Below are 14,398 nucleotides of genomic sequence, written 5' to 3'. Positions count from 1 at the left end.
TGGGCGCCATTCGCCCGCGGAGAGATTATGCTGGGTCTTGGAACCATCACCAAAAAGGTCTTTGGGACCGCCAATGATCGCAAGGTCAAATCCGTCCGCCCGCTGATCGCACAGATCAACGCGCTTGAACCAGAATTCAGCGCCCTGACCGACGCCGAAATCATCGACCGCACCCGGAGCCTTCAGGATCGCGCCAAGGGTGGCGAAAGCCTGGATGCGCTACTGCCAGAGGCATTCGCCAACTGCCGCGAGGCCGCGCGCCGTGCGCTGGGTCTGCGGGCCTTCGATACCCAGTTGATGGGCGGCATTTTCCTGCATCAGGGCAATATCGCGGAAATGAAAACCGGCGAGGGCAAGACGCTGGTCGCGACATTCCCGGCCTATCTGAACGCGCTGTCGGGCGAGGGTGTGCATATCGTCACCGTGAACGACTACCTCGCACGGCGCGACGCCGAATGGATGTCCAAGGTCTATGCGGCCCTTGGGATGACCACCGGCGTCGTGGTCCCGCAGCAGCCCGACGAGGAAAAGAAACACGCCTATCAGTGCGACGTGACCTATGCCACGAACAACGAACTGGGGTTCGATTACCTGCGCGACAATATGAAATCCGAACTGTCGCAAATGTATCAGCGGCCGCATAACTTTGCGATCGTGGACGAGGTCGACAGCATCCTGATCGACGAGGCGCGCACGCCCCTGATCATTTCCGGCCCCGCGCAGGATCGGTCCGAGATGTACCGCGAAATCGACAAGATCGTGCCGGGCATTCAGGACGACCATTTCACGCTGGACGAAAAGACCCGTCAGGTGACCTATACCGACGAAGGCAACGATTTCCTCGAGGATGCGCTGTCGCGTGCGGGTCAGCTGCCAGAGGGTCAGTCGCTTTATGATCCCGAGAGCGCGTCACTGGTGCATCACGTCAACCAGGCCCTGCGTGCGCACAAGCTGTTCACCAAGGACAAGGATTACATCGTGCGCGGCGATGACGTCGTGCTGATCGACGAATTCACCGGCCGGATGATGACGGGCCGCCGCCTGTCCGACGGTCTGCATCAGGCCATCGAGGCCAAGGAAGGCGTCCAGATCCGCCCTGAAAACGTGACCCTCGCATCCGTCACGTTCCAGAACTATTTCCGCCTGTACAACAAACTGGCGGGCATGACCGGCACCGCGCTGACCGAGGCCGACGAATTCCGCGAGATTTACCGCCTTGGCGTGGTCGAGGTGCCGACAAACAAGCCCATCGCGCGGCAGGACGAAAACGATCAGGTCTACCGGACCGCCGTCGAGAAATTCAACGGCGTGGTCGAGGAAATCAAGACCGCACACGCCAAGGGCCAGCCGGTCCTCGTGGGCACCACGTCTATCGAAAAATCCGAATTCCTGTCGCAACTGCTGACCAAGGAAGGCATCACGCACAACGTGCTGAACGCCCGCCAGCATGAACAAGAGGCGCAGATCATCGCCGATGCCGGCAAGATCGGGGCAGTGACCATCGCCACCAACATGGCCGGTCGCGGCACCGACATTCAGCTGGGCGGCAACGTCGAAATGAAGGTTCAAGAGGCACTGGCCGAAAATCCGGATGCCGATGTCGATGCCCTGCGTCAGCAGATCGAGGCCGAGCACGCCGACGAGAAAGCCCGCGTGCTCGAGGCTGGCGGTCTGTTCGTGCTGGCAACCGAACGCCACGAGAGCCGCCGGATCGACAACCAGCTGCGCGGACGTTCAGGCCGTCAGGGCGACCCGGGCCGGTCGGTGTTTTTCCTCTCGCTCGAGGATGACCTGATGCGGATTTTCGGGTCCGAGCGTCTGGAAAAGGTGCTGTCCACGCTGGGCATGAAAGAGGGCGAGGCGATCGTGCACCCTTGGGTGAACAAGTCGCTGGAACGTGCCCAGGCCAAGGTCGAGGGCCGCAACTTTGATATCCGCAAGCAATTGCTGAAATACGACGACGTGATGAACGAACAGCGCAAGGTCATCTTTGGCCAGCGCCGCGAGATCATGGAAGCGCAGGATCTGTCCGAAATCACCGCTGACATGCGTCATCAGGTGATCGAGGATATGGTCGATGACTTCATGCCGCCAAAATCCTATGCCGACCAATGGGATACCGAGGGGCTGAGCGCCGAGGTCACCCGCGTTCTGGGTGTCAACGCCCCCGTCATCGCATGGGGTGAAGAAGAAGGCGTCGATAATGCCGACATGCGCGAGCGTCTGGAAAAAGCCAGCGACGACGCCATGGCCGAAAAAGAGGCGTCCTTTGGCGCGGACACCATGCGCAGCGTGGAAAAGCAGATCCTGCTGCAAACCATCGACACCAAATGGCGTGAACATCTGGTGACGTTGGAACACCTGCGGTCAGTGGTCGGTTTCCGTGGCTATGCCCAGCGTGATCCGCTGAACGAATACAAGACCGAAGGTTTCCAGCTGTTCGAACGTCTGCTGGACGGTCTGCGGATCGATGTGACCGAAAAACTGTCTCAGATCCGTCCCATGTCGCCCGAACAGCAGCAGCAGTTGATCGCCCAGATGAAGGCGCAGGCCGCAGCGCGGGCAGATGCCAGCGTTGAACGGGCGACCTCGGCCCAGACGCCGGGCGATGCCTCGGCGCGCGCCGGTTTCGTCGAGGACGACCCCAAGACCTGGGGCAACCCGGGTCGGAACGATGCCTGCCCTTGCGGGTCCGGCAAAAAGTTCAAGCATTGTCACGGTCAGGTCTGACGCGGCATCAGGAAAACTTGTCCGGGTCTTGCCCGCGGGCGTGACCCGGCATGGCGGGATGGGGGGCAACTTGCATGTTGCGAAAACTGGCAGGCAAGACGATGCGCCATTTCGGGTTTCGGCGCGTGGAACGCCGGCCTGACCCTGACGAGGTCTGGCCCAACCGCGCACCCGGTCCGGTGCGGTTTCCGACGATCCTGATCTTTACCCCGCCGAATTCGGGGTCCACTGCCATTGCCAAGCTGCTTCAGACATCGTCGCGCATTTCGACCTATGAAATCAAACACAGCGAGGCAAATCGCCTTGTGCCCGGGACGCTGAACAACAACCTGTGGTGGCCTCAGTCGTTGATCGTGCCCGATTCCATCGCAGGCACGCTGAACAAGGTCGCGGAACAGCAATTGCGCGAGAATCCAGACATTGCCTGGTTCGTGGAAAAAAGCCCGCCCAACCTTGTGCGGCCGGAAACCATGTTCGCGCTGTTTCCTGAACGCAGGGCCTTGGTCAACAATCGCGATCCTTACGCCAACATCGGGTCCCAGATCAAACGCTACCGCAAGCTGATTTACGCAAACGTGACCCGTCAGGAGGCATTGGCCCATCTGGCCGAGTTCTGGCTGTATCGCAGCAGGTTCCTGCGCGATATCGTTGAAAATCACGGTGTACCGATGCTGAACTATGAGGCGTTTTGCGCGGATCCGTCCAGGCTCGTGTCGGCGCTTGGTCTGGCGGACATGGGCATCGACGTCACGGGCGACCTGTCGGTCAAGGATTACGAACCGCAGCCCATCGTGAACATGAATGCCGAACAGGTGGCGCTGTTGTCGCAGGACGAAATCGACATGATCACGGGTATATTGTCGCGAGATGAACCGTTGGTCACCTATTTTGGCTATGATCTGCGCTGATCCGGACATCTGCGCCGCCCCATTCATGCCACTTTAATTCCGCGAGTCCGTCCCGCTGACGACACGGGGGAATGTCACACCTGCCCCAAGTCATTGGACGAGGAGTGGGACATGCGGACCAAGATGAAGAAATATGCCACAGCCGGGCTGACGTTTTCCGCGGCACTCGGCATTGGTACGGTCATGCAATACGGTGACGCACTTGCGTCGCGCCTTGGCGGCGAAGACGCACCGCAGGTGATGGTGCAGCCCCCTGTGCGGACAGCGACCGCAGCCCCCGGCATGATCCTGCTGCCCAAGGCGGCCCCCGCACCCGTCGTGGCGATTGACCCGCCGGCCGTGACCCCACCGGCGCCCGTCCTGGAGACACCAGAGGCCATGCCGCTGCCGCGGATCGAATCCGTGGAGCCGGAATTGGTCGTTGAATCCGCGCCCGAAGAGGTCGTTGTGCCCGAAGAGGTGATCAAGGTCGAAATCGCTGATTGTAGCCCCAAAATGGATGCGCAGGTGCTGCCGATCGCGATGGTGCAGATCACATTGACGGACACGTGCCGCCCGAACGAGGCTGTCACTATCCATCATCGTGGCATGATGTTTCAGAACCTGACCGACGATGACGGCGCATTGGTTGTGACCGTGCCGGCGCTGGCGCGCAACGCGTTGTTCGTGGCGGATTTCGGCACGGGTCTTGGGGCGGCTGCCAGCACGGACGTGTCCGACATCGATCAATACGATCGTGCTGTGTTGCAATGGCAGGGGGCAGAGGACATTGAATTGCACGCCCTTGAATTCGGTGCGTCCTATTTCGAGGACGGCCATATCTGGAACGGCGCAACCGGCGATCTGGCTGCTGCGGAATTCGGAACGGGCGGTGTCCTGACGCCGCTGGGTGATCCGGCGATCAGCGACGGTTTCATGGCCGAGGTCTATACGTTCCCAAGCGGGTCCAACGCCCGTGATGGCAATGTCGCACTCAGCGTCGAGGCAGAAGTGACGGCTGGCAATTGCGGTCGCCAGGTTGCGGCCCAAAGCCTGCAGGTCGTTCCGGGCAAGCCCACGGATGCGACCGATCTGGTGATGTCGATGCCCGATTGCGATGCCGTTGGTGAATTTCTGGTGTTGAATAATATGTTCGAGGACCTGACACTCGCGGCACGATGAATGCACGCAACAGGTCCCGATCCATCTTGAAAAGTGCGGCAGCTTTGGTTGTCGCACTTTTCGCGTGTCTGTCCCCGGTCGCTGCCCAAGAGGTGACGATTACCTCGGCGCAGGGCGGGCTAAGCGTGACGGGGCGGATTGTCAGCTATGACGGGCAATACCTGCGCATCGAATCGGATTACGGTCCGCTGACGGTCGATTTCGGCACCGTGCAATGCAGCGGTGCCGCCTGTCCCGACCCGGCCCAATATGTGCCGCGGCTGCGCATTTCTGGCGAGGCCCGCGCGACCGAAATCCTGTTCCCGGCGCTGCTGGACGGATTCGCCCGACAGGCTGGCCTGACGGCGCAGCAGATCGTGTCGGACGACAGGATGACCGGCATAATGCTGCTGGATGCCCGGAATGCCCCCGTGCTGGACGTGCCGGTCCTGCCGTCGAATGCCGCCGAGGCCTTTGCCGATCTGGTGACATTTCGGGCCGATGCCGCGCTGTCGTTTCGGGAAATCCTCGATGTTGAAAACCAGCGGGCAGCCGACGTGGGCCTCCCGGATCTGCGGGGGTTGGGCCATGCGTTCATCCTCGGGATTGATGCATTGGTGCCCATCGTATCCCCGCTCAACCCGCAACGCAGGATCGACCCCGGCCTGCTGGATGCAGCCTTTACCGGTGACGTGACGGCTTGGCCCGATGGCACGCCGCTGTCGTTGCATCTGGGGCCCGAACTTGACGGGCAAGCGGATGCGTTTCTTGCCAGTCTGCCTGGGGATGCGGCATCCCTGACCCGTCATGGCGACGCTGCCGCCCTGAGTGCCGCCGTGGCAGAGGATGTCGGGGCGCTGGGTGTCACGGCCCTGTCGGCAACCGGTGTGGCCCAGGCTGTCAGTCTGGTCGATACCTGCGGTCTGGTCAGTGCGCCGCGTATCAGCAGCATCAAGACACAGGATTATCCGCTGACCACCCCGCTGTTCCTGACCTTGGCCCAGCAGCGCCAGCCGCAGATCGTCCTCGATTTTCTGCGCTACCTGCGCAGCCCCGAGGCGCATCTGATCATTCGCCGCGCGGGTCTTGTGGATCTGGGGGTGGTGCCCATTCCGCTGGATGGGCAGGGCGGGCGGCTTGCCCATGCGATCACGATTGCAGGCGTGGATACGCCCCTGACCGAATTGCAGCGCATGGTGCAATTGATGCATGCCCGCGCGCGGTCGTCGCTGACATTCCGCTTTGATGTCGGGACCGCGACGCTGGATCCTGTCTCGAACGCAAACCTGTTGACGCTGGCCCATGACATCCGAGCGGGACTGTATGATGGGCGTGACCTTCTGCTGATCGGTTTCAGTGATGGCGAGGGACCGGCGCTGGCCAATCTGGACCTCTCTGCGGAACGTGCGGCGCGTGTCCGTGACCGCCTGCTGGATGTGCTGGGTGATGATCTGCCCGAAACCGTACAGATCGACACGGCAGCCTTTGGAGAAGCGCTGCCCATCGGCTGCGACGACACCGCCCGCGGCCGGCAGGCGAATCGCCGGGTCGAAGTCTGGATCGGCGACTAAAGAAGACCCTCTGCGCGGAATGACAATTCGCGTGATTTCCCGATGATCAGATGATCATGCACCGTGATACGCATGGTTTCTGCAGCAGCGGCGATCTGGCGTGTCATGGCGATATCGGCGTCGGATGGGGTCGGGTCGCCCGAGGGGTGGTTATGCACAAGGATCAGCGATGCCGCGTTCAGTTCCAGCGCGCGTTTCACGACCTCGCGCGGGTAAACGGGGACATGGTCGATGGTGCCGCTGGCCTGTGCCTCGTCCGCGATCAGCGTGTTGCGGGTGTCCAGAAACAGGATGCGGAATTGTTCGGTATCGCGGTGCGACATGACCGTATGGCAATAGTCCAGCAGTGCATCCCAGCTGGACACGACGTGTCGCTGCATCACGCGGCCCCGCGCCATGCGGTGGGTTGCGGCCTCGACCAGTTTCAGGTCCGTTATGACCGCATCGCCCACACCCTTGATCCTGCCCAACCTGTCCGGGGTGGCGGAGAGCACGCCGTTCAAGTCGCCAAAGTGGTCGATCAACGCGCGCGCCAGCGGTTTCACGTCCTGTCGGGGGATGGACCGGAACAGCAGCAATTCCAACATTTCATAGTCAGGCAAGGCCGCCGCCCCGCCGGTGCGAAACCGGTCGCGCAACCGCGCCCGATGGTCCCGCAGATAGGATGGCTGACGGGCACCGCCGGGTGGGCCTGTAGCCTCGTCCGGGTCGCCAAAGATGGGAAGGGCATCCTGAAATCCAGTCATGTCGCCAGATTGACGCCAAATAATGAAGACAGGGTTAATCGTGTTCCGCGCCAGCCGGCGCTGACATCACAATCGGCCACGCAAAACGGCCCGAACCATGCAGGTCCGGGCCGTTCTGGGTCGGTCAGACGGGGCGTTCAGCCCTTCATGGAATCCCAGAACCCTTTGACTGACTTGAAAAAACTGGACCCTTGCGGGTTGTTTTCCTTGGACAGGGTGTCGAATTCGCGCAGGATTTCCTTTTGGCGAGAGGTCAGGTTCACAGGCGTCTCAACCGCCAGTTCGATGAACATGTCACCGGCACCGCCGCCACGCAGGGCAGGCATGCCCTTGCCGCGCAGGCGCATCTGACGTCCCGATTGCGACCCTTCGGGAATCTTGACCCGGCTGCGGCCACCGTCGATTGTCGGCACTTCGATCTCGCCACCCAAGGCAGCAGCTGCGATGCTGACAGGCACACGGCAGAACAGGTTCGATGATTCCCGTTCGAACAGCTGGTGATCCTCGACCTCTATAAAGATGTACAGATCGCCCGCCGGTCCGCCGCGCATCCCGGCCTCGCCTTCGCCGGCCAGACGGATACGGGTGCCCGTTTCCACCCCGGCCGGGATGTTCACCGACAGGGACTTTTCCTTTTCGACACGTCCGGCACCGTGGCACACGCGGCACGGGTTTTTCACGGTCTGGCCTGCGCCGTTGCAGGTCGGACAGGTCCGTTCCACGGTGAAAAAGCCCTGTTGCGCGCGCACCTTGCCCATGCCCGAACAGGTGGGGCAGGTGACCGGGTCGGACCCATCCTCTGCGCCCGATCCCTTGCAGCTGCCGCATTGCACGGCCGTTGGCACGTTGATCGTTTTCTGCTGGCCGGTGTAGGCTTCTTCCAGCTTGACCCGCAGGTTATAGCGCAGGTCCGACCCGCGTGTGGCGCGCGCGCGCCCGCCGCCGCGCTGGCCCCCCATGAAATCCCCGAACAGGTCGTCGAACACATCCGAAAAGGCGGATGCGAAATCGCCCTGGCCCTGCGGTCCGCGCGGCCCGCCGCCACCGCCGCCCATGCCGCCTTCGAATGCAGCGTGACCGTAGCGGTCATAGGCCGCTTTCTTGTTCGCGTCCTTGAGGACCTCGTAGGCCTCGTTGGCTTCCTTGAATTGTTCTTCTGCCTTAGGGTTGTCGGAATTGCGGTCGGGGTGCAGTTCCTTTGCCTTCTGGCGGTAGGCTTTCTTGATCTCGGCCGCATCTGCGCCACGCGCCAGCCCAAGAGTTTCGTAGTAATCGCGTTTTGCCATGGTGTTCCCCTCTGGGAATGGAAAAAGACCGGCCCGGTTAAAGGGGCCGGTCTATTCCGTCAGGCGAATGCCTTAGTTGCGCTTTTCGTCGTCCAGATCTTCAAAGTCGGCGTCGAGGATGTCGTCATCCGCATCGGCCCCCTTTGGTTCATCCGATCCGCCATCCTCGGCCTCTTGGCTGGCCTTGTAGATGGCCTCGCCCAGCTTCATCGCGGATTCGGTGACGTTCTGGATGCCGGACTTGATCTTGGCGGAATCGTTCTTTTCCAGATCGTCCTTGAGCGCGGCAATGGCCAGTTCGATCGCCTCGATCGTGGTAGGGTCGACTTTGTCCGCATGCTCTTCCATCGACTTTTCGGTCGAGTGAATCAGGCTCTCTGCCTGGTTCTTGGCTTCGACCAGCTCGCGGCGTTCCTTATCGGCATCGGCGTTGGCCTCTGCGTCCTTGACCATTTCCTCGATGTCCTCGTCGGACAGACCGCCGGACGCCTGGATGGTGATCGTTTGTTCCTTGCCAGTGCCCTTGTCCTTGGCACCCACGGACACGATACCGTTGGCGTCGATGTCAAAGGTGACCTCGATCTGGGGCATGCCGCGCGGTGCGGGCGGGATACCTTCGAGGTTGAACTGACCCAGCATCTTGTTGTCGGCGGCCATCTCGCGCTCACCCTGGAACACGCGCAGGGTCACGGCGTTCTGGTTGTCCTCGGCGGTCGAGAACGTCTGCGACTTTTTCGTCGGGATCGTCGTGTTGCGGTCGATCAGACGGGTGAAGACACCACCCAGCGTCTCGATGCCCAGCGACAACGGGGTCACGTCGAGCAGGACCACGTCCTTGACGTCACCTTGCAGCACGCCGGCCTGAATGGCGGCGCCCATGGCGACGACTTCGTCGGGGTTCACGCCCTGATGGGCTTCCTTGCCGAAGAACTTGGCGACTTCTTCCTTCACCTTCGGCATGCGGGTCATACCGCCGACCAGAACGACCTCGTCGATGTCACCGACCGACAGGCCGGCATCCTTCAGCGCGTCCTTGCACGGCTTGATGGAGTTCTTGATCAGGTCGCCCACGAGGCTTTCCAGCTTCGCACGGGTCAGTTTCATGACCATGTGCAGCGGCTGGCCGTTGGACCCCATCGAGATGAAGGGCTGGTTAATCTCTGTCGAAGAAGAGCTGGACAGTTCGATCTTGGCCTTTTCGGCAGCTTCCTTCAGACGCTGAAGCGCCATCTTGTCCTTGGTCAGATCGACGGAATGCTCTTTTTTGAACTCGTCAGCGAGGTAGTTGACGATCCGCATGTCGAAATCTTCACCACCCAGGAACGTGTCACCGTTGGTGGATTTCACCTCGAACAGGCCGTCGTCGATTTCCAGGATAGTCACGTCGAACGTACCGCCACCCAGGTCATAGACGGCGATCGTCTTGGTGTCTTTCTTGTCCAGACCATAGGCCAGGGCGGCGGCGGTCGGCTCGTTGATGATGCGCAGCACCTCGAGGCCCGCGATCTTGCCCGCATCCTTGGTGGCCTGACGCTGGGCGTCGTTGAAATAGGCGGGCACGGTGATGACGGCCTGCGTGACCTCTTCGCCCAGATAGCTCTCGGCGGTTTCCTTCATCTTGCCCAGGATGAATGCAGAGATCTGCGACGGGGAGTATTTCTCGCCCTTGGCGGATACCCATGCGTCACCGTTGCCGCCGTCGACCACGTCGAACGGCATGTTTTTCTTGTCCTTGGCCAGATCGCTGTCGTCGAACCGACGACCGATCAGGCGCTTGACGGCGAAAATCGTGTTTTCGGGGTTGGTGACGGCCTGGCGTTTCGCCGGCTGGCCCACAAGGCGCTCGTCATCCGTGAACGCGACGATCGACGGCGTGGTGCGGGCACCTTCGCTGTTTTCGATCACGCGGGGTTTGCTGCCATCCATGATGGCAATGCAGGAGTTGGTCGTACCGAGGTCGATACCGATCACTTTGGCCATGGTTCAAATCCCTTTAACATCAGGCGGTTTGAGAGGCGCAGACCCATTGCGGCACCTGCGCCCGATTGGTTTTGGGTGCAGGGCTCTGCCCGTCACACCGACTGGCCGTATATAGGAGGGGGTTCGGGGGCCTGCAACCGGGGGTGTCGCACCAATTGCCTAGATTTTTTGCACGGCCCTCATGCCGGTGCGTCAGCAATCAGCGTGCTGCGTTCCACGAAGCAGAGGCCTGACGCCGCGTATAGAATTCACCCAGCAGGCCCAGCACCAGCAGGACAATCGCAACCTTGATCGGGTAGCCGACATTGGAATTATAGGGGTGATAGTTTTCAAACACGAAACCCCGCATCTGGTCGATGCAGTGAAACAGCGGGTTCCAGTCGAACATCGCCAGCATCGACGCAGGCAGGGCATTGGCCAGAAACATCTTGCCGCTGGCGATCATGTTCACGCGACCGTAGATCGAACTGCCGATTTTCGCGAATTCAGGCATCCAGGGTTTGATGGCCAGGAAAATGGTGCCCACGGCGCAGCCAGAAAACCACGCCAGAATCACCATGCCCAGCGCGCCGATCGGCTGGTGGATATACACGGGCGTGAACAGGACATGGTAGAAAAACAGCACCACGAGGATCGACAGGATTTGAAGATACAGCGCCGACAAGGCCGATGCGCAGATCGCGATCACCGTGTTCATCGGCGCGTGTTGCATCATCGCGCTGGCCGGGCCTTCGGACTGGACGATCGCGTTCATCGCCTTGGTATGGCTCATGTACAGGAAAATACCCGACATGATGTACAGCAGGAAATCACCACGCACAGCTGCCCCCCGCATCCCCAGCAGCATGAACATCGCATAGAAACTGAGCACGAACAGCACGGTCTGGAAAATGTTCAGAACCAGACCCATCAGCGCGTTGCGGTGACTCTTGCGGATGTCGCGGACGGCACTGTGATAGATCAATTCCATCATCCCAAAGACGGTGCGTGTCCGTGTTCTGCGAAGATCGGGTTGAAACATTTCACTGCCTTGCGGGTCTGTTGACGAAATTCTTGCCGTCCGTCTGCCGCCACAGCATAAGGGCCGCAGCATTGTTCATCAATCAATTCAACGTGTGACCCAGGATTGCGAAGAAAGTATGACCATGGATTTTGAAAAGCTGACGGCTGTTATGCGCCGCCTCTCGCTCGAGGCGGGTGACCGTATCATGGAAATCTATGACAGCCCCGATTTCGAGGTCCGTTCCAAATCCGACGACAGCCCCGTGACGGCGGCGGACGAGGCGGCAGACGCGATCATCAGCGCGGGCCTGCGCGCGGCCTTTCCCGATGTGGCGCTGGTCACCGAGGAACAGTCAAAAACGCACGGAGAGACCGCCAGCACGTTCCTGATCGTCGATCCGCTGGACGGCACCAAGGAATTCATCAAGCGCCGGGGCGATTTCACCGTGAACATCGCCTATGTGGTCGATGGCGCGCCGATCCGGGGCGTCGTCTATGCCCCCGCCAAGGGCCGCATGTTCTATACGCAGGCCGACGGCACCACGGTCGAGGAACTGGGACCATTCGACAAGGACACCGTGGGTGAGGTCGAAACCATCAGCGTGTCGCGTCCCGACAACAATGCGCTGCTGGTGGTGGCATCGAAATCGCACCGCGATCAGGCGACCGACGACTATATCGACCTGTACATGGTCAAGGACATGAAATCCGCGGGGTCCTCGCTGAAATTCTGCCTGATCGCGACCGGAGAGGCCGACCTGTATCCCCGTCTGGGTCGCACGATGGAGTGGGACACCGCTGCCGGTCATGCGGTGCTGAACGGCGCTGGCGGCCGCGTGGTGCGGTTCGATAATCACCAGCCGCTGCAATACGGCAAGGACGGTTTCGCCAACCCGTTCTTTATCGCTTATTCGCCCGACGTGGACCTGCTGACATCATGAGCGTCGTCATCGTCATTCCCGCCCGCTATGCCTCGACCCGTTATCCGGGAAAACCGTTGGTGGATCTGCGCGGTGCCAATGGGACTGCGCGCAGCCTGATCCGTCGCAGCTGGGATGCCGCGATGACGGTTTCGGGCGTAGACCGTGTGGTGGTCGCCACCGATGACGACCGCATCCGCGACGCGGCTCAGGCCTTCGGCGCAGAGGTCGTGATGACGCCCGTGTCCTGCGCCAATGGCACCGAACGCTGTGCCGCGGCACTGGACGCGCTGGGCAATCCCGAAATCGTCGTCAACCTGCAAGGCGACGCGCCGCTGACGCCCGCATGGTTCGTCAAGGAACTGGTCGCCGGCCTGCGCGCGAACCCTGACGCGATGGTCGCCACGCCTGTTCTGCAAACCGAAGGGGCAGCACTGCGCGGGTTCCTCGAGGACCGTCAGTCGGGCCGTGTCGGCGGGACGACGGCCGTATTCGGCGCGGCGATGAACGCGCTGTATTTTTCCAAGGAAGTGATCCCTTACCGGGGTGAAACCTATGCCGACGACGCCATGACGCCCGTCTGGCATCACGTGGGCGTCTATGCCTACCGCCCCGATGCGCTGCGGGCCTACATGACCTGGCCCACCGGTCCGCTGGAAACCCTCGAAGGGCTGGAACAACTGCGGTTTCTGGAACAGGCGCAGCGCGTGCTATGCGTCAAGGTCGCGGCCAAGGGGCGCGAATTCTGGGAACTGAACAACCCAGAGGATGTTCCCCGGATCGAGGCGATGCTGGCAAAAATGGGACTGGACTAACATGCTGCCTGCCAGCGTCGTCGTTGTCAGCCACGGCCGACCCGACGCGCTGCGGCGCTGCCTCGCGGGTCTGGCGCAGATCGACTACCCGGACGTCGAGGTGATCGTGGTTGCCGATGCCACATCTGCTGCTGCGGTGGCGTCGTCAGGTCTGGCAGATGCGATCCGTCTTGTGCCGTTCGAGACTCCCAACATCTCGGCTGCGCGCAACGCAGGCGTGGCACAGGCGACGGGTGATCTGATTGCATTCATCGACGACGACGCGGTGCCCGAACCGCGCTGGCTGTCGCATCTGCTGGCCCCGATGCAGGACGGCAGCGTCACTGTTGCGGGTGGTTTCGTGCGCGGTCGCAACGGGATCAGTTTCCAGTGGCGCGGGCGGATGGTGTTCGGTGACGGGCAGGCCGTGCCGCTGCCGGTCAAGGGGACCCGTCCGGTTCTGGTGCAGGGGTCTGTGGGTCGCGCGGCCAAGACCGAAGGCACGAACATGGCCGTGCGCCGCGACGCGTTGATGGCGATCGGCGGTTTCGATCCTGCCTTTGAATTCTATCTGGATGAGACGGACGTGAACCTGCGACTGGCTGCACGCGGTGCGGTCACGGCGCTGGTGCCGCTGGCGCAGGTGCATCACGGCTATGCCGCCAGCCCACGCCGCACGGCCGGGCGTGTGCCGCGCAATCTGTTCCAGATCGGTGCCAGCCTTGCGGTGTTCCTGCGCAAACACGGTCCGACCCGCAACCCGTCCCGCGTTCTGCATCGCGCCGAACAACGCAGACGCCTCTTGGGCCATATGGTTGCCGGGCACATGATGCCGGGGGATGTGCGCCGAATCCTCGCGACCTTTGATGCGGGCTGGGCGGCTGGCATGGCCCGCCCGTTGGGGCAGATTGCGCTTGTCGAGGACCCCCGGGTTCGTTTGCGTTTTCCCACGACGGTGCGGCCACACGATGTCATATCAGGACGGTTCTGGCAGGCGTCGCGCTTGCGGGATGAGGCGCGCGCGCGGGTCAGCGGCGGGGCCGTCGTGACGCTATATCTGTTTTCGTTCTCGGCCCTGTTTCATCGGGTCCGGTTCACTGATGCGGGCGTCTGGGAACAATCCGGCGGGCAATTCGGCCGATCAGACAGGGATGCGCCGATCCTGACGTTCGTGACGGCCCGTGCGCGTTCCCTGCGCGAGGCGCAGCGCGTCCATGATCTGCGTGTGCCGCAGGTGTCAAAGTCGAATGTAAATTAAAACAACTTGTCTTGGATTTATTGCTTCTCTGGCCTAGACGCTATCCTGACTTGCCAGAATATT

11 protein-coding genes are annotated in these 14,398 nt (G+C 61.5%); 7 read left to right on the top strand and 4 right to left on the bottom strand.

Annotation, left to right across the window (positions count from 1 at the left end):
- The first annotated feature begins 27 nt into the window (after positions 1-27).
- The 4 genes from secA (at position 28) to AN189_RS01175 (ending at position 6,349) form a co-directional block, all read left to right on the top strand.
- Entirely contained in the window at positions 28-2,730 is a 2,703-nt protein-coding gene (gene secA, locus AN189_RS01190) for a preprotein translocase subunit SecA (RefSeq protein ID WP_056029748.1), read from the top strand.
- Positions 2,731-2,804: 74 nt separating this feature from the next.
- Positions 2,805-3,638 (top strand): sulfotransferase family protein, encoded by an 834-nt coding sequence (locus AN189_RS01185; RefSeq protein WP_056029745.1) that lies wholly within the window; start codon positions 2,805-2,807, stop codon positions 3,636-3,638.
- Between the two features lie 111 nt (positions 3,639-3,749).
- Complete coding sequence (locus tag AN189_RS01180; RefSeq protein WP_056029742.1) at positions 3,750-4,799, top strand: hypothetical protein; 1,050 nt, start codon at positions 3,750-3,752, stop codon at positions 4,797-4,799.
- Positions 4,800-4,843: 44 nt separating this feature from the next.
- A complete protein-coding gene (locus tag AN189_RS01175; RefSeq protein WP_172794831.1) occupies positions 4,844-6,349 on the top strand; it encodes a phosphate ABC transporter substrate-binding/OmpA family protein in 1,506 nt (501 codons plus the stop codon).
- Here the strand turns inward: AN189_RS01175 and radC are convergent.
- The 4 genes from radC to AN189_RS01155 form a co-directional block, all read right to left on the bottom strand.
- Complete coding sequence (gene radC, locus AN189_RS01170) at positions 6,346-7,095, bottom strand: DNA repair protein RadC (RefSeq protein WP_056029735.1); 750 nt, start codon at positions 7,093-7,095, stop codon at positions 6,346-6,348. The two genes, AN189_RS01175 and radC, sit on opposite strands and share 4 nt — an antisense overlap.
- Before the next feature lie 137 nt (positions 7,096-7,232).
- Positions 7,233-8,381 (bottom strand): molecular chaperone DnaJ, encoded by a 1,149-nt coding sequence (gene dnaJ / locus AN189_RS01165; RefSeq protein WP_056029732.1) that lies wholly within the window; start codon positions 8,379-8,381, stop codon positions 7,233-7,235.
- A 72-nt stretch (positions 8,382-8,453) separates the two neighbouring features.
- The gene (gene dnaK / locus AN189_RS01160; RefSeq protein WP_056029729.1) at positions 8,454-10,361 is read right to left on the bottom strand and encodes a molecular chaperone DnaK; all 1,908 of its coding nucleotides are present in this window, start codon (positions 10,359-10,361) and stop codon (positions 8,454-8,456) included.
- A 199-nt stretch (positions 10,362-10,560) separates the two neighbouring features.
- The gene (locus AN189_RS01155) at positions 10,561-11,382 is read right to left on the bottom strand and encodes an ABC transporter permease (RefSeq protein ID WP_056029726.1); all 822 of its coding nucleotides are present in this window, start codon (positions 11,380-11,382) and stop codon (positions 10,561-10,563) included.
- A gap of 124 nt (positions 11,383-11,506) precedes the next feature.
- Here AN189_RS01155 and cysQ point away from each other — a divergent pair, with 124 nt between their 5' ends.
- Genes cysQ through AN189_RS01140 form a run of 3 tightly spaced genes read left to right on the top strand, consistent with a single transcriptional unit; the run spans position 11,507 to position 14,335 of the window.
- A complete protein-coding gene (gene cysQ, locus AN189_RS01150) occupies positions 11,507-12,304 on the top strand; it encodes a 3'(2'),5'-bisphosphate nucleotidase CysQ (protein ID WP_056030664.1) in 798 nt (265 codons plus the stop codon).
- On the top strand, positions 12,301-13,098 hold the full coding sequence (gene kdsB / locus AN189_RS01145) for a 3-deoxy-manno-octulosonate cytidylyltransferase (RefSeq protein ID WP_056029723.1): 798 nt from the start codon (positions 12,301-12,303) through the stop codon (positions 13,096-13,098). The genes cysQ and kdsB overlap by 4 nt, the downstream gene beginning before the upstream one ends.
- A gap of 1 nt (position 13,099) precedes the next feature.
- On the top strand, positions 13,100-14,335 hold the full coding sequence (locus tag AN189_RS01140; protein ID WP_056029720.1) for a glycosyltransferase family 2 protein: 1,236 nt from the start codon (positions 13,100-13,102) through the stop codon (positions 14,333-14,335).
- Positions 14,336-14,398: the final 63 nt, after the last annotated feature.

The organism is Loktanella sp. 3ANDIMAR09 (assembly GCF_001420005.1).
Lineage (GTDB): Bacteria > Pseudomonadota > Alphaproteobacteria > Rhodobacterales > Rhodobacteraceae > Loktanella.
This window is presented reverse-complemented; position numbering and strand designations above follow the sequence as displayed.

What these genes read in the sequence shown, in the direction of transcription:
- secA (WP_056029748.1), top strand. Translation starts at nt 28, where the DNA reads ATGCTGGGTCTTGGAACCATCACCAAAAAGGTCTTTGGGACCGCCAAT.
- AN189_RS01185 (WP_056029745.1), top strand. Translation starts at nt 2,805, where the DNA reads ATGTTGCGAAAACTGGCAGGCAAGACGATGCGCCATTTCGGGTTTCGG.
- AN189_RS01180 (WP_056029742.1), top strand. Translation starts at nt 3,750, where the DNA reads ATGCGGACCAAGATGAAGAAATATGCCACAGCCGGGCTGACGTTTTCC.
- radC (WP_056029735.1), bottom strand. Translation starts at nt 7,095, where the DNA reads ATGACTGGATTTCAGGATGCCCTTCCCATCTTTGGCGACCCGGACGAG.
- dnaJ (WP_056029732.1), bottom strand. Translation starts at nt 8,381, where the DNA reads ATGGCAAAACGCGATTACTACGAAACTCTTGGGCTGGCGCGTGGCGCA.
- dnaK (WP_056029729.1), bottom strand. Translation starts at nt 10,361, where the DNA reads ATGGCCAAAGTGATCGGTATCGACCTCGGTACGACCAACTCCTGCATT.
- AN189_RS01155 (WP_056029726.1), bottom strand. Translation starts at nt 11,382, where the DNA reads ATGTTTCAACCCGATCTTCGCAGAACACGGACACGCACCGTCTTTGGG.
- cysQ (WP_056030664.1), top strand. Translation starts at nt 11,507, where the DNA reads ATGGATTTTGAAAAGCTGACGGCTGTTATGCGCCGCCTCTCGCTCGAG.
- kdsB (WP_056029723.1), top strand. Translation starts at nt 12,301, where the DNA reads ATGAGCGTCGTCATCGTCATTCCCGCCCGCTATGCCTCGACCCGTTAT.
- AN189_RS01140 (WP_056029720.1), top strand. Translation starts at nt 13,100, where the DNA reads ATGCTGCCTGCCAGCGTCGTCGTTGTCAGCCACGGCCGACCCGACGCG.